This window comes from Kutzneria sp. CA-103260 (assembly GCF_018263855.1).
Classification (GTDB): Bacteria; Actinomycetota; Actinomycetes; order Mycobacteriales; family Pseudonocardiaceae; genus Kutzneria.
Window position 1 is genome coordinate 10939171 of sequence record NZ_CP073318.1, and the last position, 21433, is coordinate 10960603.

Sequence of the window (21433 nt, forward strand, 5' to 3'; positions counted from 1 at the left end):
CTTGCGAGCGAGCCATCGAGCACTGCGCCCTTGGTCGCAGACGCGACGAGCGCTGGCGAGGAGGGTCTGTGAGTCGGACCATCGGCCGCTATGCCCTGCTGCTCCTGGTCCTGGCGATCACGGTCGGCCCGTTCCTGTGGCAGCTGTCGACCTCGCTCAAGGGCGTCACCGAGGACATCTACTCGACGCCCCCTCAGCTCTTCCCGCTGCACCCCACGCCCGGCAACTACGCCCGGGTGGCCGAGGCGGTGCCGATCTGGTCGTTCGCGCTGAACTCGCTGATCGTCGCGGTGGCCAACGTGGTGCTCAACTGCCTGGGCGCGAGCATGGCCGGCTACGCCCTGGCCCGGCTGCGGTTCCGGTTCCGGGCCGCGGCCACCACGGTGTTCCTGGCCAGCCTGCTCGTCCCGTTCGAGGCGATCATGATCGCCCTGTTCCTGGTGATGCGCTCGCTGCACCTGAGCAACACGCTGGCCGCGGTGGTGCTGCCCGGGGCCATCGGCGCGCTGAACGTGCTGTTGATGCGCAATGCCTTCCTGGCGCTGCCCTCGGCGGTCGAGGAAGCCGCGGTCATCGACGGCGCAAACGCCTGGCAGCGGTTCACCCGGATCGCCCTGCCCTCGGCCCGCGGCACCATCGTGGTGGTGGCGGTCTTCTCGTTCATGTTCAGCTGGGACGACTTCCTGTGGCCGCTGATCGTGCTGAGCGATCCGGCCAAGTACACGCTGACGATCGGGCTGAGTTACCTGCAGGGGACGTTCGTCAACGACCAGCGGCTCGTCGCGGCTGGCACGATGATCGCGGTGGCGCCGCTGGTGCTGCTGTTCATGGCGGCGCAGAAGTACTTCTTCCGCGGTGTGGGGGAAGGCGCCGTGAAGGGTTGATCTTTTAACGGGGACACGGAGCGACCGATGCACGATGATCGCAGCCTGCTCGACGAGCGGCTGACCAGGACCGTCCGCCAGCGCATCCGGCCGGAGGTCTACGGCGCGGCCGTGCCGCTGACCCTGGAGGTCTGGCACGCGCCCGGCGAGCCGGTCCCGGTCGCCGAGGCGCTGGCCGCGCAGTACGGGCCGGCCAAGGTCGGCGACGCCTGGGGCGCGCCGTGGGCGACGAGCTGGTTCCGGATGTCCGGCACCGTGCCGGCGGAGTGGGCCGGCCGGCACGTGGAGGCGGTGGTGGACCTCGGGTTCACCCATCCCGGCCCGGGTTTCCAATGCGAGGGCCTGGCGTACACGCCCGAGGGCAAGCCGATCAAGGGCCTGGCCCCGCGCAGCACCCACCTACCGGTCGGCACGAGTGTCGCCGGCGGCGAGGACGTGCTGTTCTACGTGGAGGCCGCGGCCAACCCGGTGATCCAGGACATCGTGCCGTTCCAGCCGACCGAGCTGGGCCTGAAGGAGACGGCCGGCACCGAGCCGATCTACCACGTGCTGCGGGCCGAGCTGGCGGTGTTCAACCGGGACGTCTGGGACCTGCTGCTGGACATCGAGGTCCTGGGCAGCCTGAAGAACGAGCTGCCGGACCGGGAGCCGCGCCGCTGGGACATCCAGCGCTCGCTGGACCGCGCCCTGGACCAGCTGGACTTCCAGGACGTGCCCGGCACTGCCGCGCTGGCCCGGGCCGAGCTGGTCGAGGTGCTGTCCCGGCCGGCCAACGCCAGCGCGCACCAGGTCACCGCGGCCGGCCACGCGCACATCGACTCGGCCTGGCTGTGGCCGCTGCGGGAGACCGTCCGCAAGTGCGCCCGCACGTTCTCCAACGTGACCGCGCTGATGGAGGAGTACCCGGAGTTCGTCTTCGCCTGCTCGCAGGCCCAGCAGTACGCGTGGATGAAGGAGCGGCACCCGGACGTCTGGCAGCGGGTCAAGGACAAGGTCGCCACCGGCCAGTTCGTGCCGGTCGGCGGCATGTGGGTGGAGTCGGACACCAACATGCCCGGCGGCGAGGCGATGGCCCGCCAGTTCGTCCACGGCAAGCGTTTCTTCCTCGACGAGTTCGGCATCGAGACCGAGGAGGTGTGGCTGCCGGACTCCTTCGGCTACAGCGCGGCCATGCCGCAGCTGGTGAAGCTGTCCGGCTCGCGCTGGTTCCTGACCCAGAAGCTGTCCTGGAACCAGATCAACCGGTTCCCGCACCACAGCTTCTACTGGGAGGGCATCGACGGCTCGCAGGTGTTCACCCACTTCCCGCCGGTCGACACCTACAACTCCGACCTGCTCGGGGCCGACCTGGCCCGGGCCAGCCGGCAGTACTCCGAGCACGGCAAGGCGACCCGCTCGCTGGTGCCGTTCGGCTACGGCGACGGCGGCGGCGGCCCCACCAGGGAGATGCTGGAGACGGCCCGCCGTTCCAAGGACCTGGAGGGCTCGCCGAAGGTGACTGTCGAGGCCCCGTCGAAGTTCTTCGCGGCGGCCGAGGCCGAGTACACCGACGCCCCGGTGTGGTCGGGTGAGCTGTACCTGGAGAAGCACCGCGCCACCTACACCACGCAGGCGCGGACCAAGCAGGGCAACCGCCGCAGCGAGCACCTGTTGCGCGAGGCCGAGCTGTGGGCCACCGCCGCGCTGCTCAAGGGCGGTTATTCGTACCCGTACGAGCAGCTGGACCGGTTGTGGAAGACGGTGCTGCTGCACCAGTTCCACGACATCCTGCCCGGCAGCTCGATCGCGTGGGTGCACCGCGAGGCCGAGGCCAAGTACGCCGAGGTCGCCGCCGAGCTGGAGGCGATCATCGCTGGGGCGCTTGAGGTGCTGGCCGGCTCCGGCGAGCAGGCCGTCGTGTTCAACGCAGCCCCGCACTCCCGTTCCGGCGTGCCCGGACTCGGCGCCGGCGCAACGGATGCCGGCGCCTCGCAGCCGGTGTCCGTGGACGGTCTGGTGCTGGACAACGGTTTGCTCCGGGTCTCGGTCGACGAGCGCGGCCTGATCACCTCCGTCCGCGACCTCGTCGCCGACCGCGAGGTGCTGGCCCCCGGGACCTTCGGCAACCTGCTCCAGCTGCACGTCGACACGCCCAACCAGTGGGACGCGTGGGACGTGGATCCCTTCTACCGCAACAACGTCCGCGACCTGGTGGAGGCCGACGAGGTCGTCGCCGTCGACGAGGGCAAGGACGTCGGCGCCATCCGCGTCCGCCGCACCTTCGGTCGGTCCACACTGACCCAGGTGCTGCGGCTGCCGGCCGGCGAGCGGCGGCTGGACGTGACCACCGAGGTCGACTGGCAGGAGGTCGAGAAGTTCCTGAAGGTCGCCTTCCCGGTCGACGTGCACGCCGACCGGTCCACCTCGGAGATCCAGTTCGGCCACCTGCACCGGCCCACCCACGTCAACACCTCGTGGGACGCCGCCAAGTTCGAGATCTGCGCCCACCGCTGGGTGCATGTCGGCGAGCCCGGCTACGGCGTCGCCGTGGTCAACGACTCCACGTATGGCCACGACATCACCCGCAAGGCCCGGCCGGAGGGTGGCACGACCACCACCGTCCGCCTGTCCCTGCTGCGGGCCCCTCGCTACCCGGACCCGTTGACCGACCAGGGTTTCCACCGTTTGAACTACTCCCTGGTCCCCGGCGCCGCCATCGCTGACGCGGTCCGTGAGGGCTATCGCATCAACCTCCCCGAGCGCCGCGTCACCGGCGGCTCCTCGGTCGCCCCCGTGTTCACCGTCGACAACCCCGGCGTGGTCGTCGAGGCCGTCAAGGCCGCTGACGACCAGTCCGGCGACATCGTCGTCCGCCTCTACGAGGCCCTCGGCGGCCGGGCCAAGGCTGTTGTCACGCCGTCCTTCCCGGCCACCGCCGTGCGGGAGACCGACCTGCTGGAGCGGACCCTGGCCGACCGTTCCCTGGCGGACGGCTCGGTTTCCGTCGAGCTGCGCCCCTTCCAGGTCCTGACCCTGCGCTTCAGCCGCTGAGAACGTCATGAAGGGCCCTTTCCTGACGTTCAACGTCAGGAAAGGGCCCTTCATGACGCAACGGCCGGGCTCCACGTGGAGCCCGGCTGATCGGTCAGTTGTGGAAGCCACCGGGGCCGAGGTGCAGGCCGCCGGTGGCGTCGAGCCAGTGTCCGGTGACCCAGCGGGCGTCGTCGGAGACGAGGAAAGCGGCGGCGTCGGCGATGTCCTCGGGCTGGCCGTAGCGGCCCAGAGCGGTGATGGCGGTGCTCTTCTCCACCAGGTGCGGGGCTTCCCGGAGCCAGGTGTTCATGTCGGTGTCGGTGACGCCCGGAGCGAGGGTGTTGACGGTGATTCCCCGCGGACCGAGTTTGACGGCCAGGTTGCGGCTGAAGACGTCCAGCGCGCCTTTGGTCATCGCGTAGGCGGTCTCGGGCAGGGCGATTCGCGTGGCGGCCGAGGACACGTTGACGATGCGCCCGCCGTCACGCAACAACGGCAGCGCCCGCTCGACGATGAAGTACGGGGCCTTCACGTTGACCGCGAACAGCCGGTCGAACTCTGCCGGCGTCACCTGGTTGATCGGGCCGGCGAGCACGGCCGCGTTGTTGACCAGGATGTCCAGCGGCCGCCCGGCCAGCGCCCGCTCCACCCCGGCGAACAGGGTGTCGATGTCGCCGTCCACCCCGAGTTCGGCCCGCACGGCGACGGCCTGGCCGCCGGATTGTTCAATGCCGGCCACGGTGTCCTTGGCCGCGGCGTCGTTGCTGCCGTAGTGGGCGACGACGAACGCGCCGTCGGCCGCCAGCCGGGCGGCGATCGCCCGCCCGATCCCCCTGGACGCGCCCGTGACCAGCGCGGTCTTTCCACTCAGTGCCATGTCTCGATCCTGTGGCCGAATTCCCGGCACGTCCAAGACCGGTTCTTATAACCTGCGGATATGGATGTCCGGGTGCGGGACCTTCGGTACTTCATCGCGGTGGCCGAGGAACTGAGCTTCACCCGGGCGGCCACCGAGCTGCTGTTCGTCTCGCAACCGGCGCTGAGCAAGCAGATCCGCCAGCTGGAGACCTCCCTGCGGGTCACGTTGTTCGACCGGGACCGGCGAACGGTCACGCTGACCGCCGCGGGCGCGGCGTTGCTGCCCCGCGCCCGGCAGATCGTGGAGCTGTGGGAGCAGGGACGACGGGAAGCGGCCGCGGCCGCGCGGCAGGCCACGCTGACGGTCGGCTTCCAGACCCGGATCGGCCGGGGCCTCATCCCCAACGTCACCGAGCGGATGCGCGCGGCGCTGCCGGACTGGCGGCTGACGTTTCGCCAGGTGCCATGGGGAGACCCGTCGGTCGGGTTGGCCGGTGGTGACGTGGATGTGGCCATCGCCTGGCTGCCGATTCCGGACGGTGCCGGGCTTTCTCGACGCGTGGTGGCCACCGAGCAGCGGTGGGTGGCCATGCCGCCCGGTCATCGCTTGGCCGACCGGGAGAGGATTCCGTTCGCCGAACTGGTCGACGAGCCGTTCATCGCGATGCCTCGGTCGGCCGGGCCGCTGCGTGAGTTCTGGCTGGGTGGTGCGACCCGGATCGCCGCCGAGACCGAGAACGCGGAGGAGACCTTCGAGGCGGTCGCCTCCGGGCTCGGCGTCGTGCTGCTCGCCGCCGGCAATGTCGAGATATACCAACGAGATGACGTGGTCTTCCGGCCGGTCGCCGACCTGTCGCCGAGCGAGCTCGCGGTGGCCTGGCGCAGCTCGGACCGCCGGGAGGCGGTGCGGCTGTTCGTGAACGCGTGCGTCGGCTGCTTCTGCGAGGATCCGGCTCAGTCGGCGTAGAGCGCTTCGATCTCGGCGGCATAGCGCTCGGAGATGGGGCCGCGGCGGAGTTTCAGGGTGTGGGTGAGCTCGGGGCAGCCGGGTTCCCACCAGGTGGGCAGGATGGCGAAGCGCTTGATCTGCTCGACCCGGGACAGGCGCTGGTTGCCGGTGTCGATGCCGTCGGCGACGGCGGCGCGCACGGCGTCGGAGCGGGAGAGCTCGGCCAGGTCGGCGTCGGCCAGGCCGTTGGCGCTGGCGAAGCCCTTGGCCACCTCGGGTTCCAGCAGCACCAGGGCGACGTTGTACGGGCGGGTGTCGCCGATGACCACCAGCTGGCCGATCAGCGGGCAGCCGGCCCGGATGGTGTTCTCGATGGTGCTGGGGGACATGTTCTTGCCGCTGGAGTTGATGATCAACTCCTTCTTGCGGTCGATGATCCGGACGTAGCCGTCGGGGTCCATGGTGGCCACGTCGCCGGTGTGCAGCCAGCCCTCGTCGTCGACGTGGGCGGCGGTGTGGGTGACGGCGCCGCGGTAGCCCTTCATCACCAGGTCGCCGCGGACCAGCAGTTCGCTGTCGGCGCCGAGACGGAGCTCGACACCGGGAACGGCCGGGCCGCAGGTGCCGAACCGGTTGGCCCGCGGGGGATTCAGCGTGGCCAGCCCGCACACCTCGGACATGCCCCAGCCCTCGGACAGCGGAATGCCCAGGGCGTTGATGAACTCGACGGCGTCGGCGGTGATCGGGGCGGCGCCGCACAGCGCGTGGCGGATCTGGTCGAAGCCGATCATCGCCCGCAGCGGGGCCAGGGTGCGCTCGTCGGCGGATCTGTAGCGCGAGCGCAGCTGCTCGTCGGGCTCCTCGGACCGCACGTGCTCCAGGCCGGTGCGGATGGCCTGGGTGAGCGCGGCCTTGCGGGCCGGGTTGATCTCGCCGGCGACCATGGCCTCGACGCCGGCGCGGATGTTGTACCAGACCTGCGGCACCGCGCCGAAGATCGTCGGCCGGACCTCGACCACGGCGGCCAGCACGGCGCGGCGGTTGGCCACGCAGGTGACCTGGAGCCCGGTGACGATCTGCGTGTAGTGCGTGCCCCACCGGTCGGCGACGTGCGCGTGCGGCAGGAAGGAGATGATCCGGTCGCGGTGGTCGGCCGGCAGCACCGACTCGGCCGCGGTCACCGCGGCGAGCATGTTCCGGTGGCTGAGCTCGACCCCTTTGGGCGGCCCGGTCGTCCCCGACGTGTAGATCAGCGTCAGCACGTCGTCCGGTTCGACGGCCCGCCAGGTGGCCTCGAAGTCGAAGCCCGCGGGCTCCCGGGTCTCCAGCTCGGCCAGGCCGATGGTGCCCTCGGGCGCGGCGTCCACGCACACGACGTGCTCGACCGCGGTGCCCTCGCGGCCGGCCAGCACCGACGGCAGGAACTGCTCCTCGCAGATCACCACCCGGTTGCCGGCGTTGCCGACCAGGAACTGGATCTGCTCCGGCGAGGAGGTGTTGTACAGCGAGAACGGGGTCGCACCGAGGTGGAACACGGCGGTGTCGACCAGGTGGAACTCGGGCCGGTTGACCATCATCAGGGCCACCGTGTCGCCCCGGCGCACGCCGAGGGCGGCCAGTCCGGCGGCGATCCGCCGCACCCGGTCGGCGTATTCGCGCCAGGTGACCGTGACCCCGTCGGCCGGGGTGCGCAGCGCCACCAGATCGGGGTGCTTGGCCGCTGTGGCCTGGAAGGTCGCGCACAGCGTGGACATCGGTCCTCCTCCCCGGCTCCCGAATCGTGCTGACGCTAACAGTTCGCCTGATGAGTGCCAATCGGCCTCGCCCACCCGTTCAGCCGACGCCACACCGGCCATTCGGTGATACAAAGAGAGGAAAACGTCTCACCGTTTCTGGGAGGCGATCGTGGACCTGGTCGGGCCGGGCTCGCTGCACTGGCGCTACGCGGGCGACAACCGGGTGTTGATGCTGCTCGTGCGGGTGGGCCTGTTACAGCTGATGCACCCCGGTCTGGGCGCCGGCGTGCACGGGCACTCGGACTTCTTCGGCGAGCCCTGGGAGCGGATCATCCGCTCGGTGCCGCAGATCCAGGGCGTGACCTTCGACTGGCCGGACGCGGCCGCGACGGCCCGCCGGATCACGGCGTACCACGTGGACATCAAGGGTGTGGACGAGCAGGGCCGGCGCTATCACGCGCTCGATCCGGAGACCTACTTCTGGGCTCACCTGACCATCTTCGACACGATGATCCGGTCCATCGAGCTGTTCGACCACCGGCTGAGCGAGGCCGAGAAGGCGCAGCTGTACGCCGAGACGATGGCCGGCTACCGGCTGTACGGCGTGAGCGACCGGACCGCCCCGCCGGACTGGGCCGGCTACCAGCGCTACCTGGACCGGATGTGCCGGGAGCGGCTGGAGATGACCCCGGTGGCCCAAGGGTTGCTGGACTTCGTGGACCGGCCGCCGGAGCGCTTCCCGCTCGTGCCGGCCCCCGTCTACCGCCTGGTCAAGCGGCCGTTCGGCAAGTTCCTGTGGTGGGTCAACCGGGGCACGCTGCACCCGGCGGTGCTGGACCGGATCGGGGCGACCTGGACGGCCCGGGACGAGCGGCTGCTGCGGATCTTCGCCCGGGTGGTGCACGTGCTGTGGCCGCTGGTGCCCTACCGGCTGCGGTTCTCGTCCCGGTCCCGGTCGGCGATGGCGAGGGTTGCCGGTGCCCGTTGACGACGACCTGATCCTCGACGCCGCCGTCGGCGAACTGCGGACCTACGGCCTGCGCCGCACCAGCGTGGACAACGTGGCGCGGCGCGCGGGGCTGTCGCGGGCGACCGTGTACCGGCGGTTCGAGAACAAGAACGTGCTGGTCCAGGCGGCCCTGGTGCGGGAGAGCGCCCGGTTCTTCGGGGAGATCGTGGCGGCCATCGGCCCGCTGCCGACCGTGGAGGAGCGCCTCGTCGAGGGCTTTGTGGTGGGGCTGCGCATGGTGCGGACCGACGCGCTGCTGACCCGGCTGCTGGTCAGCGACCCCGAGGAGTTGGTGCCGTACCTGACGTTGCGTGGCGCCGGCGTGATCGCCGCGGCCAGCGAGTTCCTGGTCGAGCAGTACCGCGAGGCCGCCGGGCCGCCGCTGGGCGAGGGGCGGGATCCGCGGGTGCTGGCCGAGATGTTGGTGCGGCTGGCGATCTCGTTCACCCTGACCCCGAGCGGTGTGGTCGCGGTCGACGACGACGCCGAGGTGCGGCGGTTCGCGGCCGCCTACCTGGCCCCACTCTTGTCCTGACGGGGCCGGCCGCGCGAGGCTGGCGGTTCGATCACCGGGCGAGGGGAGCGGGCATGGCCGAGGTGTGCGTCATCGGGGCCGGGTCGTCGGGCATTGCCGCGTGCCAGGTGCTGCACGAGCGCGGCATCCCGTTCGACTGCTTCGAGACCGGGTCGCAGATCGGCGGGAACTGGCGCTACCTCAACGACAACGGCATGTCCTCGGCGTACCGGACGCTGCACATCAACACCTCGACCCGGCAGATGCAGTACGCCAGCTACCCGATGCCGGCCGAATTGCCGGCCTACCCCAACCACTTCCAGATCGCCCGCTACTTCGACGACTACGTGGACCACTTCGGCTTCCGCGACCAGATCTCCTTCCGCACCGAGGTGACGGCCGTGGTGCCGCGCGACGGCGGCTACGACGTGACGGTCCGCGACCGGGAGTCCGGCGCCGAGCGGACCCAGCCTTACCGCTCGGTCCTGGTGGCCAACGGCCATCACTGGGATCCGCGCTGGCCGGAACCGGACTTCCCCGGCACGTTCACCGGCGAGCGGGTGCACTCGCACTTCTACAAGACGTTCGATCCCTATGCGGGCAAACGGGTTCTGGTGCTGGGCATCGGCAATTCGGCCTGTGACATCGCGGTCGAGCTGTCCCGGGTCGCCGACCGGACCCTGCTGGCCATGCGCCGCAGCGCCCACGTGCTGCCGAAGTTCCTGTTCGGCGTGCCGACCGATCACCTGACGACCTCGCCGATCGCCCGTGTTCCCCTGTGGCTGCAACGACTTTCCGTGCGAACACTGCTCGCCCTGAGTCGGGGCAAGGTGACCAGCTACGGGCTGCCCAAGCCGGACCACAAGGTGCTGTCGGCCCATCCGACCGTCTCCGACGACATCCTCACCCGCGTCGGCCACGGCGACATCACGGTGAAACCGAACATCGCCCGGTTCGACGGCTCCTTCGTGGAGTTCGCCGACGGCAGCCGCGAGGAGGTCGACACCGTCGTCTACTGCACCGGCTACCGGATCACGTTCCCGTTCCTGGCCGACGACATCGTGCCGACCACGGACAACGAGGTGGCGCTCTACCAACGAGTTGTGCCGCCGGACCATCCCGGGCTGTACTTCCTGGGGCTGATCCAGCCGCTGGGGGCGATCATGCCGCTGGCCGAGGCCCAGGCCCACTGGATCGCCGACCTGATCACCGGCGCGGCCCGGCTGCCGTCGGCGGCCGAGATGGACCGGGAGATCCGGAGCTACCGGGAGCGGATCAGCCGCCGGTACGTCGCGTCCAAGCGTCACACGATCGAGGTGGACTTCCAGGAGTACCTGGCCGATCTGAAACGGCTCCGCCGTATGTTACCGTCCAGTAAGTTGACTGGCACGGGGAGCTGAGATGGATCAGTTGGTGTCGCTGAGCGTCAAGACGACCGGGCACGTGGCCGAGGTGACGCTGCTCGGCCCGGGCAAGGGCAACGCGATGGGTCCGGACTTCTGGCGCGAGCTGCCCGAGGTGTTCGGCGCGCTGGACGCCGACCCGCAGGTCAGGGCCATCGTGCTGACCGGCGGCGGGGCCAACTTCTCCTACGGGCTGGACCTGCCGGCCATGATGCCGAGCTGGGCCGAGCTGCTGGGCTCCGACCCGGCGCTGGCCGAGCCGCGCACCCGGTTCCTGCACGACCTGCGCCGCCTGCAGAACTCCGTCACCGCCGTCGCGGCCTGCCGCAAGCCGGTGATCGCGGCCGTCTCCGGCTGGTGCATCGGCGGCGGTGTGGACGTCATCTCCGCCGCCGACATCCGGCTGGCCTCCGCCGACGCCAAGTTCAGCGTCCGCGAGGTGAAGGTGGCCATCGTCGCCGACCTGGGCAGCCTGCAGCGGCTGGTCGGCATCATCGGCGAGGGCCACCTGCGCGAGCTGGCCTTCTCCGGCCGGGACATCGACGCCAAGCGGGCCGAGAAGATCAACCTGGTCAACGACGTCTACGAGACGCAGGACGACGTGCTGGCGGCGGCCCGCGAGCTGGCCGAGGAGATCGCCGCCAACCCGCCGCTGGTCGTGCAGGGCGTGAAGGACGTGCTCGACACCGCCCGCGCCCCGCAGGTCGCCGCTGGGCTGCGCTACGTCGGCGCCTGGAACTCCGCGTTCCTGCCGTCCAAGGACCTCGGCGAGGCGGCGCAGGCCTTCTTCGAGCGCCGCCCCCCGAAGTTCAGCGGCGAGTGACAACGCTCGGAGGGGGGCTTTACCTGCATCCAACGCAGGTAAAGCCCCCTTCCCAGCGTCAAAGGGGTCAGCCGTTGCGGTCGGGGCCGGCCTTGTCCAGGCTGATCCGGACCAGCACGCGCTGGTCGCGGACCATCGCCGCCCGGTAGTCGTCCCAGTCCGGGTGCTCGCCGGACACCCGGCGGTAGTACTCGACCAGGCCGTCCATCGCCTCCGGCAGGTGCACCACCGACGCCGTGCCCTCGACCTGGATCCAGCGGCCGAAGAACTCGTCCGGCAGCACGCACACCGCCACCCGCGGCTGGCGCAGGATGTGCTTGAGTTTGTACGCGGTCTCCCGGGTGCTGATCACCACGTAGCCCTCGTCGTCCACGTCGACCGTCACCGGCGACATCTGCGTCGAGCCGTCGGCCCGGGTGGTGGCCAGCACCGCCCGGTGCTGGGTGCGGATCACGTCCCTGGCGGCGTCCAGATCCATGCGGTCCCTCCCTGAGTGTGTGACGGCTGCAACCGCCCCGGCCCGGGCCGCATTCCCCTAACCGGCCAGCGCCTGCGACACGACGTCCCGGGCCTCCTGCTGGATCCGGGCCAGGTGCTCGTCGCCCTGGAAGCTCTCCGCGTAGATCTTGTACACGTCCTCGGTGCCGGACGGCCGGGCGGCGAACCAGCCCGACTCGGTGGTGACCTTGAGGCCGCCGATGGCCGCGCCGTTGCCGGGGGCCGAGGTCAGCCGGCTGGTGATCGGCTCGCCGGCCAGCTCGGTCGCGGTGACGGCCTCGGGCGAGAGCTTGGACAGCTTGGCCTTCTCCTCCCGGGTGGCCGGGGCGTCGACGCGGGCGTAGCTCGGCGCGCCGAACTCGCCGACCAGTTCGGCGTAGCGCTGGCTGGGCGTCTTGCCGGTGCCGGCGGTGATCTCCGCGGCCAGCAGGCAGAGCAGCAGCCCGTCCTTGTCGGTGGTCCAGACGCTGCCGTCGCGGCGCAGGAACGAGGCGCCGGCGCTCTCCTCGCCGCCGAACGCGACGGAGCCGTCGAGCAGGCCGGGCACGAACCACTTGAAGCCCACCGGCACCTCGACCAGCCGTCGGCCCAGGCTCGCGGTCACCCGGTCGATCATGGAGGAGCTGACCAGCGTCTTGCCCACGGCGGCGTCGGCCGACCAGCCGTCCCGGTGCCGGTACAGGTAGTCCACCGCGACGGCCAGGAAGTGGTTGGGGTTGAGCAGGCCGGCGTCCGGGGTGACGATGCCGTGCCGGTCGGAGTCGGCGTCGTTGCCGGTGGCCAGGTCGAACTCGGCCCGCCGGCTGATCAGCGAGGCCATCGCGTTGGGGGAGGAGCAGTCCATCCGGATCTTGCCGTCCCAGTCCAGCGTCATGAACCGGAAAGTGGCGTCCACCAAGGGATTCACCACGGTCATGTCGAGCTTGTACCGGTCGGCGATCTCGCCCCAGTAGGCGACGCTGGCCCCGCCCAGCGGGTCCGCGCCGATGCGCAGGCCGGACGAGCGGATCACGTCCAGGTCGACGGCCGTCGGCAGGGCGCTGACGTAGGCGTCGAGGAAGTCGTAGGTGCCGGTGGTCTCGGCGGCCAGCGCCTTCGCGTAGGTCACCCGCTTCACGCCGCTGAGTCCGGTCGCCAGCAACTCGTTGGCCCGGTCCTGGATCCAGCGCGTCACGTCGGTGTCAGCCGGGCCACCATTGGGCGGGTTGTACTTGAAACCGCCATCACGTGGGGGATTGTGCGACGGCGTGATGACCACCCCGTCGGCCTTGTCGCCGCCGTTCTCGTTGTGCGCCAAGATCGCCCGCGACAGCGCCGGGGTGGGCGTGTAGCCGTCCCGGCTGTCGATCAGCACCCGCACGCCGTTGGCCGCGAACACCTCCAGCGCGCTCACGAACGCCGGCTCCGACAGGGCGTGCGTGTCCTTGCCCAGGAACAGCGGCCCGGTGATGCCCTGCCCGGCGCGGTACTCGCAGATCGCCTGGCTGGTGGCCAGGATGTGGTCCTCGTTGAAGGCGGTCGACAGCGACGAGCCGCGGTGGCCGGAGGTGCCGAACGCGACCCGCTGCTCAGGCACGGACGGGTCCGGGTGCTCGGCGTAGTAAGCCGTCACGAGCTTGGCCAGGTCGACCAGATCGGACGGCTCCGCGGGCAGTCCGGCCCTGGGGTGCACCGACATCCGGGCTCCTCCTCGATAGGTGGCTGATCGGCGGCGGCATTGTCTCACCCTGACGGCGGTGTTCCACCGGGCCCGGATGCAATCAGGTAACTCATGGGGAAAACCGCCGAGGAAGGACGCATGAGTAGACCTGGACGCCGTGGCCGAGCGACCATCGAGGACGTCGCGAAACTGGCGGGGGTGTCGCGGCAGACCGTCTCCCGGGCGGTCAACGACATGTCCGAGATAACGCCGTCCACCAAGCAGCGGGTGCTGGACGCGGTGCGCACCCTGGGCTACCGGCCCAGCCGGTTCGCCCGCGGACTGGTCAAGCAGGACACCACCACCATCGGCCTGATCGTCTCCGACCTGGTCAACCCGTTCTTCCCGGAGGTCGCCGCCGGCGTGCTGGCCGCCGCCGAGCACCGCGGCTGGCACGTGGTCGTGTGCGACACCCAGTATTCGCTGGAACGGGAGCTAGCAGCGCTGGAAGTGCTGTCGCACCAAGCCGACGCGATCGTCGGCTACCTCGGCAATCCCGACGACGAGCTGGAGCGGCACGCCGGCGGGGTGCCGCTGGTGCTGCTGGAGCGGCCCAGCACCTCGTCGCGGCTGGGGTCGGTGCGCATCGACATCGAGGGCGGCCTGCTGGCCGGGATGCGGCACCTGGTGTCCGCGGGGCATCACCGGATCGGCATGCTCGACGGCGCGCCCTACCCGTCGCAGAGCGGGCGGCGCCGGCACTACCTGGCGGTGGCGCGGGAACTGGGCCTGGCCGTCGACGAGAACTGGATCTTCGACTGCGACCACTCGGTGGCCGGCGGCGCTACCGCGATGGCGTCGCTGCTCGGGGCCCATCCCGACGTGACGGCGGTGTTCGCCTTCAACGACCTGGTGGCCATCGGCGCCGTGCGGGCCGCTCGCGACCTCGGGCGGCAGGTGCCGGCCGACTGCGCCGTGATCGGCTTCGACGGGCTGGAGCTGGGGGAGCTGGTCGACCCGCCGCTGACCACGCTGCACATCGACAAGCGCCGCATCGGCGAGCTGGCCGTGGAGCAGGTGGGGCTGATCCTGGCCGAGCAGCCGACCACGCACTGGCCGGTCGTGCGCCCAAGACTGGTGATTCGTCGCTCAGCGTGACGGTACGGCTTGATCGGGACCGGGGCTGGTAGGGCATAGTCGTCGGTCTATGAGGCACGTGTTCGACGCCGTGCTCGATCGGTTCTCCGCGGCCGATCCGGGCACGCTCCGGCTCAGGCAGGCGATCCGCACGGCGGCGAGCGTCGTGCTGGCGATCGCCGCGCTGGCGCTGCTCGGCCTGCCCATCACGACGATCATGCTCGGCACCATCGTGGCGATGATGTCGGCGATGTCGGTCAACGACAAGACGGCGCGGGCCAAGGCGATCACGTTCCTGCTGCTGCCGGTGTCGGCTGTCGTCTCGATCGGCGCCGGCGCCCTGCTGTCGCCGTGGCCGCTGGTCGGCGACGGAGCGTTCCTTGTGATCATCTTCGTGGCCGTCTACCTGCGGCGATACGCCCCGCGTGGCTTCGCCGTCGGCATGGTCGCGTTCATGGTGTTCTTCTTCTCGCTGTTCATCCACGCCACCGTCGAGCAGCTGCCGCAGCTGCTGTTCGCGGTGGTGGTGGCGCTGTGCTGCTCGGCGCTGTCCCATTTCGTGCTGGTGCCGCGGCGACCGCGGCTGAACCTGCGGCGCATCGTCGTCGCTTTCCGAGCCCGCCTCGCCCAGCTCGTGGACGCCGCCGCGCACCTGGTCGAGGACCCGGACAACCGCCGCCAGGAACAGCTCCGGCGGCGGGTCGCCCGGCTGCACGAGTGCGCCCTCATGGTCGAGACCGAGCTCACCGACCTGGTCGACCCGGCCCAGTTCGACCAGTGGCAGCAGGACGTGGTGGACATCGAGCTCACCGGCGAGCGGCTGGCCATCGCCGCCCGGCGGCTGGTGGCCGGGGCCGAGATCCCCGGCGAGGTGCGGGCCGGCCTGGCCGCCGAGCTGGCCGAGCTGCGGGTGCTCGCCGGCCGGGACCCGCGGCCGGCGCTGGCCTACGAGGACGACATGTCGATCAGCCGGCTCAGCGCCATCGGCCGCCAGCTCGACGCCATGGACAACCCGCCGCACGTGACCCGGCTGCGGCGGGCGATCCGGGAACTGGCCGTCAGCATCACCACCGCCCGGGCCGAGCTGGAGTCGGACACGCCGGCCCCGGTCGTCGAGGACGATCATGCCGGGCGGCACAGACGGGCGGACGAGGAGCCGGCGGCGGCGGTGGCTCCGGCCGAACCCCGGACCGGACTCCGGCTGACCACCCGGCAGGCGATCCAGGCCGTGATCGGGGCCGGGCTGGCCATCCTCGGCGGCGAGTTCGTGTCGACCTCGCGCTGGTACTGGGCCGTGATCACCGCGTTCCTGGTGTTCGCCAACACCACCTCCCGCGGCGACATCCTGATCCGCGGCTTCCGGCGCACCGTCGGCACCCTGCTCGGCATCCTGGCCGGCATGGTCGCCGCCACCCTGGTCACCGGCCAGAACGCGCTGATCCTCATCCTGATCGTTGGCTGCATCAGCCTCGGCGTCTACGTCGTGCAGGTCTCCTACGGCCTGATGACGTTCTTCATGACCATGATGCTGGCCCTGCTGTACAGCCTCATCGGCACGTTCACGCCCGAGGTGCTGGTGCTGCGGCTGGAGGAGACCGTGCTCGGGGCGCTGGCCGGGGGCATCGCCGCCGTGCTGGTGCTGCCGACCAAGACCCGGACCATCATCAAGGAGGACGTCGCCGCCGTGCTGGCCGCGCTGCGCGGCTTCGTCGGAGACGCCACCGGGCTGCTGCGGGACGCCGACACCGTGGACCTCATCGACCAGTCCCGGGAGATCGACAAGAAGCTCGCCGAGCTGCGCAAGGCCGCCGAGCCCATGACCCACGTGATCAGCCCCTACCGCAACCAGCGCAGCGAGCTCCGGCACCTGCTGGCCATTCTCGGCAGCAGCGCCTACTACGTGCGGGACCTGGCCGCCAACGCCGAGCCCGCGCTGCTCGCCGCCGACGACCGGCTGCCCCGGACCAGCAGCCGCATCGCTGACAACCTGAACCGGTTGATCGCCGCGGTCGGCGGTTCGGACAACGACGGCGGCGGCGAGGTTGTCGCCGGCGACGGTCTGTCCACCCACGTGCGCCCCCGCCATCTCGCCGAAGGCGCCGTCGATTCCGATGACGCCGTGAGCCGGCGGATCATGGCCGGCTTCGACCACCTGGACGAGCTCGTGGTGGCCATGGCCCGGCCGCTGGGCCTCAGCGACGACACCGACACCGAGCCGTCGGAGGAGGTCGACCGGGTCACTTCCCGGCTGCTGGGCCAGGTCCGGGACGGCTCCGGCCAGCCGCTGGTCGACGCCGCGCTCACCTTGGTGGACGGCAAGGGCCGGCAGGTCGGGCGGTCCGTGCCGGCCGACGACGGGCGGTTCCGGATCGAGGTGCCGCGGAGCGGGACGTACCTGCTGATCGCGTCCAGCCCGGGCCGGCATCCCAGCGCCGATCTCGTGACCGTGCCGGCCGGGCCGGTGGAGAAGGACGTGGTGCTGGACGAGGAACGCGACGCTTGGCGGTGAGGAGTCCTCACCGCCAAGCGTCGCCGGTGCTTACCGGGCCGGCATCGCGGTGACCGGCGCGGAGCCGCCCTGGGGCGGGTTCTCGCACTTGGCCACGCTCACGCTGCCGTCCTGGTTCAGCCGGAGTTCGACGCAGTCCGGCTTGTCCTGGGGGTTGCCCGGCTTCGCCTGCCCGTACGTGCCGTGCGCGCCGGTGTCCGCGAACGCGGGGGAGGCGCCGAAGGCGATGCCGCCGACGGCGGCCAGTCCGGCGATCCCCACGGCGAGGCGACGGCGGGTCTTGGTGGACATGGTTGCTCCTCGAAGGTGAGTGCTGCTTGCTGGACGGATTCAGCCAACCGGAACCCACCTTTCGAAAAGATCTCCATCGCGGCCGTCTCCGGCGGATACCTTTTCGAAACCCCGCGGCCGATAGCCTGCCCCGACCGATCGGAATGGGGAGACGATGCGCGTGCTGGTGGTCGAGGACCAGACCATGCTGGCCGATCTGGTCGCCACCGGCCTGCGCCGGGAGTCGATGGCGGTGGACGTCGCCTATGACGGGACCGCCGCCCAGTACCGGCTCGGCCTGCACGACTACGACGTGGTGGTGCTGGACCGCGATCTGCCCGGCGTGCACGGCGACGACATCTGCGCCGAGCTGATCGGCGCCGGCTCCCGGACCAAGGTGCTGATGCTGACCGCGGCCGGGTCGCTGGACGACCGGGTGGACGGCCTGGAACTGGGCGCCGACGACTATCTGACCAAGCCGTTCGAATTCCCTGAGCTGGTGGCCCGGGTGCGGGCGCTGGCCCGCCGGGTCGCTCGGGCCCGGCCGCCGGTGCTGCGTCACTCCACTGTGGAGCTCGACGCCGCCACCCGGCGGGTGAGCCGGGACGGCCGGCCGATCGTGTTGTCTCCCAAGGAGTTCGCCGTGCTGGCGGTGCTCATGGCCGAGCCGGGGACCTTCGTCAGCGCGGAGGAGCTGCTGGCCCGGGTGTGGGACGAGCACGCCGACCCGTTCACCAACGCGGTGCGGGTGACCATGTCCAAGCTGCGAGCCAAGCTCGGCGACCCGCCGGTGATCGAGACCAGTTCCGGGGCCGGCTATCGGATCGTGCCGTGAGGCTGCCGGTCCGCGCCCGGCTCGGCCTGCTGTGCGGGGCGCTGATGGTGGTGTCGTCGTCGGTGCTGCTGATCGTGGTCTACCTGCTGCTCAGCGCCAGCCTGCCCAGCCGCTTCGACTCCATCGCCATCCAGCTCATGCCCGACGGAACCGCCGAGGTGAGCTCGCCCGAGGGGCCTGCGGTGTGGTCTCCGAGCGGCCGGACCGAGCCGTTCTTGTCCGCGGCGCTCGGCCAGTACGTGCTGTGGTCGGCGCTGTCGCTGGCTCTGCTCGGCGTGGGCGCGATCGCGGTCGGCTGGTGGGTGTCCGGCCGGGCCCTGCGGCCCCTGCGCCGCATCACCGCCACCGCGCGGCGGCTGTCCTCCCAGAACCTGCACGAGCGGATCGCGCTGACCGGCCCGAAGGACGAGCTCACCGACCTCGCGGCCACGGTCGACGAGATGCTCGACCGGATCGAGGCGGGCTTCACCAGCCAGCGGCGGTTCATCGCCAACGCCGCCCACGAGCTGCGCACCCCGCTCGCGGTGCAGCGAACCGCGCTCCAGGTCGGACTGGTCGACCCCACCCCGGCGGAGCTGGCGCTGATCCGGGAGCAGTTGCTGGCCGACAACCGCCGCAGCCAACGGCTGATCGAGGGACTGCTGTTGTTGGCCCGCAGCGATCAGGGGGTGCTCCGCTCGGAACGGGTTCGCCTGGACGAGGTGGTCAACGACGTGCTGGCCCAGCAGCGGCCCGACCCGAAGCTGACCTTCGAGGTCGAGTTGCTGCCCGTTCTGGTCCGCGGCGAGACCCTGCTGCTGACCCATCTGGTCGGCAATCTGGTGACCAACGCCGTGCGGTACAACACTTCCGGTGGCACGGTCTGGGTCCGCACCATGCCCGACGGGTTGCTGGAAGTGCGAAACACCGGCCCGCTGGTGGCAGCGGACACGGCGGCGCAGCTCACTGAGCCCTTCCGCCGCGGTGCCGGCCGCACGCATTCCACCGACGACGGCTGCGGTCTGGGCCTGTCCATCGTCGAGTCCATCACGACCGCCCACCACGGTGCCCTGGACCTGACCGCACGTCCGGAAGGCGGCTTGTACGTCCGCGTCACCCTGCCTGCGGCACCGTCTCACCGCGTGCCACCGCCAACTGCTCCGTGATCCCGGCCATGATCCGCCGGGTGGCTTCCTCAACGACGTCACGAGTCTGTTCCAGGCCAACGAGATCCGACAGATCCACCGGTGCCCCGGCCCGGATCACCACCCGTTGACGTGGCAGCAGCCGAGGAAAGCGGGCCTTCTGGGGGAGCACGAACTGCGTGCCCCAGTGGCCGATCGGCACGACCGGCGCGCCGGTGGCCAGAGCCAGCCGGGCGATGCCGCTCTTGGCCTGCCGAACCGACGGCCAGCCATCGGGATCAGCGGTGAAGGTGCCTTCGGGGAACACCAGCACGCACTCGCCGTTCTCGATGGCCTTGACGGCGTCCCGGTACGCGTCGGTGGCGCGGGCGCTCCCACGGTGCACGGGAATGTGCCGCCCGCCGGCCAGGACGCTGCGCACGACGGGGATCCGCCACAGCCCGGCCTTGGCCAGGTACCGGGGAATCCGCCCGTGTCCCAACACATACGCGGTGACGGTCACGGGATCGGCGAAGGACACGTGGTTGCTGGCGATCAACACCGGCCCGGTAGCCGGGATGTGCTCACCGCCCTGCCAGCTGGAGCGGGTGAACACCATGACGAACGGCCACAGCACATCGATGGCCAGGCCGTACCAGAAGCCCCGCCCCCGTCGTGGAGTGCGGAAGGTCAGGCGTAGCTTGGTCCAGAAACCGTGCGGCGCCATCACGTCGCCGAGCGCGCCAGGTCATGGTGCGACCGGTCGCGGTCGGCGAGCTGGCCACCGGTGATCCGGTCGGCGGCCAGCCGCCCCGAGATCAGCACCGGCGGCACCCCGACACCGGGCGTCGTCCCACAGCCCGCCAGAACCACGTTGTCGATGCCCCGCAACAGGTTTCGCGGCCGGAACGGCCCGGTCTGGGCGAACGTGTGCGCGGCGGCGAACGGCGTCCCGGCGGCCAGGCCCTGCCGGGCCCAGTCGGCCGGCGACAGAACCCGTTCCACCGTCACCGAATCCCCCAGCCCGGTGAGCCCACGGTCCTCCAGCACGCCGACCAGCTCGTCCCGGTACGCCGGACCCACCCGGTCCCAGTCGATCGGGGCCAGCTCCAGGTTCGGCGTCGGGGCCAGCACGGACAGCAGCTGCCGGCCGTCCGGGGCCAGCCCCGGATCGGTCGCGGTCGGCCGGGTGATCAGCAGCGACGGGTCGCTCATCAGCCGCCCGCGCGAGGTGATCTCCTCGAACGTCCGCCGCCATGCCGCCCCGAAGGAAATCGTGTGATGCCCCAAGGAATCCCACGACCGGTCGGTCCCGACGTGCAGCACGAACGCCGACGGCGACCACGTCAGCGGCACGACGCGACGCGGCAGATGTCCCAGCAGGCGGTAGGAAGCCGGCAGGTCCGGCGTCAGAACCACGGCGTCGCAAGGGATCCGCTCGCCATGCGTGGTCCGCACCGCCGCCACCCGAGATCCGATGCGTTCCAGCCACGCCACCGTTGTGCCGTAACGGAATTCCGCCCCGGCTCGCGCCGCCGAAGCGGCCATCGCCTCGGGCACGGCCCGCATGCCGCCACGCGGGAAGTACACGCCGGCGACGGTGTCCATGTAGGCGATCACCGCGTACGCCGCCAGCGCCCGCTCCGGCGGCACGCCGGCGTACAGCGCCTGGAACGAGAAGATCCGCCGCAGCCGGCGGTCCCGGAGGAAGCCGCCGACCTTCGCCCCGAGGCTGCCGAACGCCCCCATGCCGGCCAGCCGGGCCAGCTGCGGCCCCACCAGGTCGAACGGCGAGTCGAAGTTGGCCCCGATGAACCGGTCCCGCTCGGTCGCGTACAGGTCGGTCAGCCACCGCCGCAGCCGCCGGTACCCGGCCGCCTCGGTCGGCCCGGCGACCCGCCGCACCTCGGCCTCCATGGCGTCGGCGTCGCTGTGCACGTCGATGGCGCTGCCATCAGGGAACCGCGCCACGTACGCGGGATGCAGCGGCACCAGGTCCAGCCGCGCGGCCAGCGAGTCGCCGACGGCCGAGAAGGCCTCGTCCAGCAGCTCGGGCATGGTCAGCACGGTCGGCCCGGTGTCCAGCCGGTAGCCGTCGACGTCGAGTTGCCCGGCCCGGCCGCCCGGGACGCGGTCGCGCTCGACCACGGTCACCTGCCGCCCCGAGCCGAGCAGGTGCAGGGCAGTCGACAACCCGGCCAGCCCGGCGCCGACCACCACGACGTGGTCTGTGCGTCCTCTGATGGCCTTCATC

18 protein-coding genes are annotated in these 21433 nt (G+C 70.9%); 11 read left to right on the plus strand and 7 right to left on the minus strand.

The window, feature by feature from the left end; all coding sequences use genetic code 11:
* Positions 1–68: 68 nt before the first annotated feature.
* Together JJ691_RS49165 and JJ691_RS49170 are read left to right on the plus strand one after the other, a co-directional pair.
* Complete coding sequence (locus JJ691_RS49165) at positions 69–884, plus strand: carbohydrate ABC transporter permease (RefSeq protein WP_211766227.1); 816 nt, start codon at positions 69–71, stop codon at positions 882–884.
* Between the two features lie 27 nt (positions 885–911).
* Complete coding sequence (locus JJ691_RS49170) at positions 912–3914, plus strand: alpha-mannosidase (protein WP_211766228.1); 3003 nt, start codon at positions 912–914, stop codon at positions 3912–3914.
* 94 nt (positions 3915–4008) lie between these two features.
* Here the strand turns inward: JJ691_RS49170 and JJ691_RS49175 are convergent, their stop codons facing one another.
* Complete coding sequence (locus JJ691_RS49175) at positions 4009–4773, minus strand: SDR family oxidoreductase (RefSeq protein ID WP_211766229.1); 765 nt, start codon at positions 4771–4773, stop codon at positions 4009–4011.
* Between the two features lie 60 nt (positions 4774–4833).
* Between JJ691_RS49175 and JJ691_RS49180 the strand changes: the two genes are divergently transcribed.
* The gene (locus JJ691_RS49180; RefSeq protein ID WP_211766230.1) at positions 4834–5721 is read left to right on the plus strand and encodes a LysR family transcriptional regulator; all 888 of its coding nucleotides are present in this window, start codon (positions 4834–4836) and stop codon (positions 5719–5721) included.
* Here JJ691_RS49180 and JJ691_RS49185 read toward each other — a convergent pair.
* A complete protein-coding gene (locus JJ691_RS49185) occupies positions 5709–7457 on the minus strand; it encodes an AMP-dependent synthetase/ligase (RefSeq protein ID WP_211766231.1) in 1749 nt (582 codons plus the stop codon). The genes JJ691_RS49180 and JJ691_RS49185 overlap by 13 nt on opposite strands.
* A gap of 151 nt (positions 7458–7608) precedes the next feature.
* Here JJ691_RS49185 and JJ691_RS49190 point away from each other — a divergent pair, with 151 nt between their 5' ends.
* The 4 genes from JJ691_RS49190 to JJ691_RS49205 are packed head-to-tail and all read left to right on the plus strand — an operon-like array spanning position 7609 to position 11188.
* Positions 7609–8427, plus strand: a complete 819-nt coding sequence (locus JJ691_RS49190; protein ID WP_211766232.1) for an oxygenase MpaB family protein — start codon at positions 7609–7611, stop codon at positions 8425–8427.
* A complete protein-coding gene (locus tag JJ691_RS49195) occupies positions 8417–8983 on the plus strand; it encodes a TetR/AcrR family transcriptional regulator (protein ID WP_211766233.1) in 567 nt (188 codons plus the stop codon). Before JJ691_RS49190 ends, JJ691_RS49195 begins: the two co-directional genes overlap by 11 nt.
* A gap of 53 nt (positions 8984–9036) precedes the next feature.
* Positions 9037–10362 (plus strand): flavin-containing monooxygenase, encoded by a 1326-nt coding sequence (locus JJ691_RS49200; protein WP_211766234.1) that lies wholly within the window; start codon positions 9037–9039, stop codon positions 10360–10362.
* A 1-nt stretch (position 10363) separates the two neighbouring features.
* Positions 10364–11188, plus strand: coding sequence for a crotonase/enoyl-CoA hydratase family protein (locus JJ691_RS49205; RefSeq protein WP_211766235.1), 825 nt, complete (start codon positions 10364–10366; stop codon positions 11186–11188).
* A gap of 67 nt (positions 11189–11255) precedes the next feature.
* Here JJ691_RS49205 and JJ691_RS49210 read toward each other — a convergent pair whose 3' ends face one another.
* Together JJ691_RS49210 and pgm are read right to left on the minus strand one after the other, a co-directional pair.
* The gene (locus JJ691_RS49210) at positions 11256–11666 is read right to left on the minus strand and encodes a PPOX class F420-dependent oxidoreductase (RefSeq protein WP_211766236.1); all 411 of its coding nucleotides are present in this window, start codon (positions 11664–11666) and stop codon (positions 11256–11258) included.
* Positions 11667–11723: 57 nt separating this feature from the next.
* A complete protein-coding gene (gene pgm / locus JJ691_RS49215; RefSeq protein WP_211766237.1) occupies positions 11724–13364 on the minus strand; it encodes a phosphoglucomutase (alpha-D-glucose-1,6-bisphosphate-dependent) in 1641 nt (546 codons plus the stop codon).
* Between the two features lie 120 nt (positions 13365–13484).
* Here pgm and JJ691_RS49220 point away from each other — a divergent pair, with 120 nt between their 5' ends.
* On the plus strand, positions 13485–14483 hold the full coding sequence (locus tag JJ691_RS49220) for a LacI family DNA-binding transcriptional regulator (RefSeq protein WP_211766238.1): 999 nt from the start codon (positions 13485–13487) through the stop codon (positions 14481–14483).
* Between the two features lie 49 nt (positions 14484–14532).
* Positions 14533–16971 (plus strand): FUSC family protein, encoded by a 2439-nt coding sequence (locus JJ691_RS49225; protein WP_211766239.1) that lies wholly within the window; start codon positions 14533–14535, stop codon positions 16969–16971.
* Positions 16972–17001: 30 nt separating this feature from the next.
* On the opposite strand, the gene JJ691_RS49230 is transcribed toward JJ691_RS49225, so the two are convergent.
* Positions 17002–17262 carry a hypothetical protein gene (locus JJ691_RS49230; protein ID WP_211766240.1) on the minus strand — a complete coding sequence of 87 codons (261 nt, stop codon included), beginning with the start codon at positions 17260–17262 and terminating at the stop codon, positions 17002–17004.
* 154 nt (positions 17263–17416) lie between these two features.
* Between JJ691_RS49230 and JJ691_RS49235 the strand changes: the two genes are divergently transcribed.
* Together JJ691_RS49235 and JJ691_RS49240 are read left to right on the plus strand one after the other, a co-directional pair.
* Positions 17417–18076, plus strand: a complete 660-nt coding sequence (locus JJ691_RS49235; protein ID WP_211766241.1) for a response regulator transcription factor — start codon at positions 17417–17419, stop codon at positions 18074–18076.
* Positions 18073–19221, plus strand: a complete 1149-nt coding sequence (locus JJ691_RS49240; RefSeq protein ID WP_211766242.1) for a sensor histidine kinase — start codon at positions 18073–18075, stop codon at positions 19219–19221. The genes JJ691_RS49235 and JJ691_RS49240 overlap by 4 nt, the downstream gene beginning before the upstream one ends.
* Here JJ691_RS49240 and JJ691_RS49245 read toward each other — a convergent pair.
* Positions 19169–19906: a lysophospholipid acyltransferase family protein gene (locus JJ691_RS49245; RefSeq protein ID WP_211772222.1), complete on the minus strand. Its 738-nt coding sequence runs from the start codon at positions 19904–19906 to the stop codon at positions 19169–19171. The genes JJ691_RS49240 and JJ691_RS49245 overlap by 53 nt on opposite strands.
* Entirely contained in the window at positions 19906–21432 is a 1527-nt protein-coding gene (crtI, locus tag JJ691_RS49250) for a phytoene desaturase family protein (protein ID WP_211766243.1), read from the minus strand. The genes JJ691_RS49245 and crtI overlap by 1 nt, the downstream gene beginning before the upstream one ends.
* Position 21433 lies beyond the last annotated feature (1 nt).

Bases quoted from the DNA above. Each gene is read 5' to 3' on its own strand.
- JJ691_RS49170 (WP_211766228.1), top strand. From the start codon at position 912: ATGCACGATGATCGCAGCCTGCTCGACGAGCGGCTGACCAGGACCGTC.
- JJ691_RS49175 (WP_211766229.1), bottom strand. From the start codon at position 4,773: ATGGCACTGAGTGGAAAGACCGCGCTGGTCACGGGCGCGTCCAGGGGG.
- JJ691_RS49180 (WP_211766230.1), top strand. From the start codon at position 4,834: ATGGATGTCCGGGTGCGGGACCTTCGGTACTTCATCGCGGTGGCCGAG.
- JJ691_RS49185 (WP_211766231.1), bottom strand. From the start codon at position 7,457: ATGTCCACGCTGTGCGCGACCTTCCAGGCCACAGCGGCCAAGCACCCC.
- JJ691_RS49200 (WP_211766234.1), top strand. From the start codon at position 9,037: ATGGCCGAGGTGTGCGTCATCGGGGCCGGGTCGTCGGGCATTGCCGCG.
- JJ691_RS49205 (WP_211766235.1), top strand. From the start codon at position 10,364: ATGGATCAGTTGGTGTCGCTGAGCGTCAAGACGACCGGGCACGTGGCC.
- JJ691_RS49210 (WP_211766236.1), bottom strand. From the start codon at position 11,666: ATGGATCTGGACGCCGCCAGGGACGTGATCCGCACCCAGCACCGGGCG.
- pgm (WP_211766237.1), bottom strand. From the start codon at position 13,364: ATGTCGGTGCACCCCAGGGCCGGACTGCCCGCGGAGCCGTCCGATCTG.
- JJ691_RS49220 (WP_211766238.1), top strand. From the start codon at position 13,485: ATGAGTAGACCTGGACGCCGTGGCCGAGCGACCATCGAGGACGTCGCG.
- JJ691_RS49225 (WP_211766239.1), top strand. From the start codon at position 14,533: ATGAGGCACGTGTTCGACGCCGTGCTCGATCGGTTCTCCGCGGCCGAT.
- JJ691_RS49230 (WP_211766240.1), bottom strand. From the start codon at position 17,262: ATGTCCACCAAGACCCGCCGTCGCCTCGCCGTGGGGATCGCCGGACTG.
- JJ691_RS49235 (WP_211766241.1), top strand. From the start codon at position 17,417: ATGCGCGTGCTGGTGGTCGAGGACCAGACCATGCTGGCCGATCTGGTC.
- JJ691_RS49245 (WP_211772222.1), bottom strand. From the start codon at position 19,906: ATGGCGCCGCACGGTTTCTGGACCAAGCTACGCCTGACCTTCCGCACT.
- crtI (WP_211766243.1), bottom strand. From the start codon at position 21,432: ATGAAGGCCATCAGAGGACGCACAGACCACGTCGTGGTGGTCGGCGCC.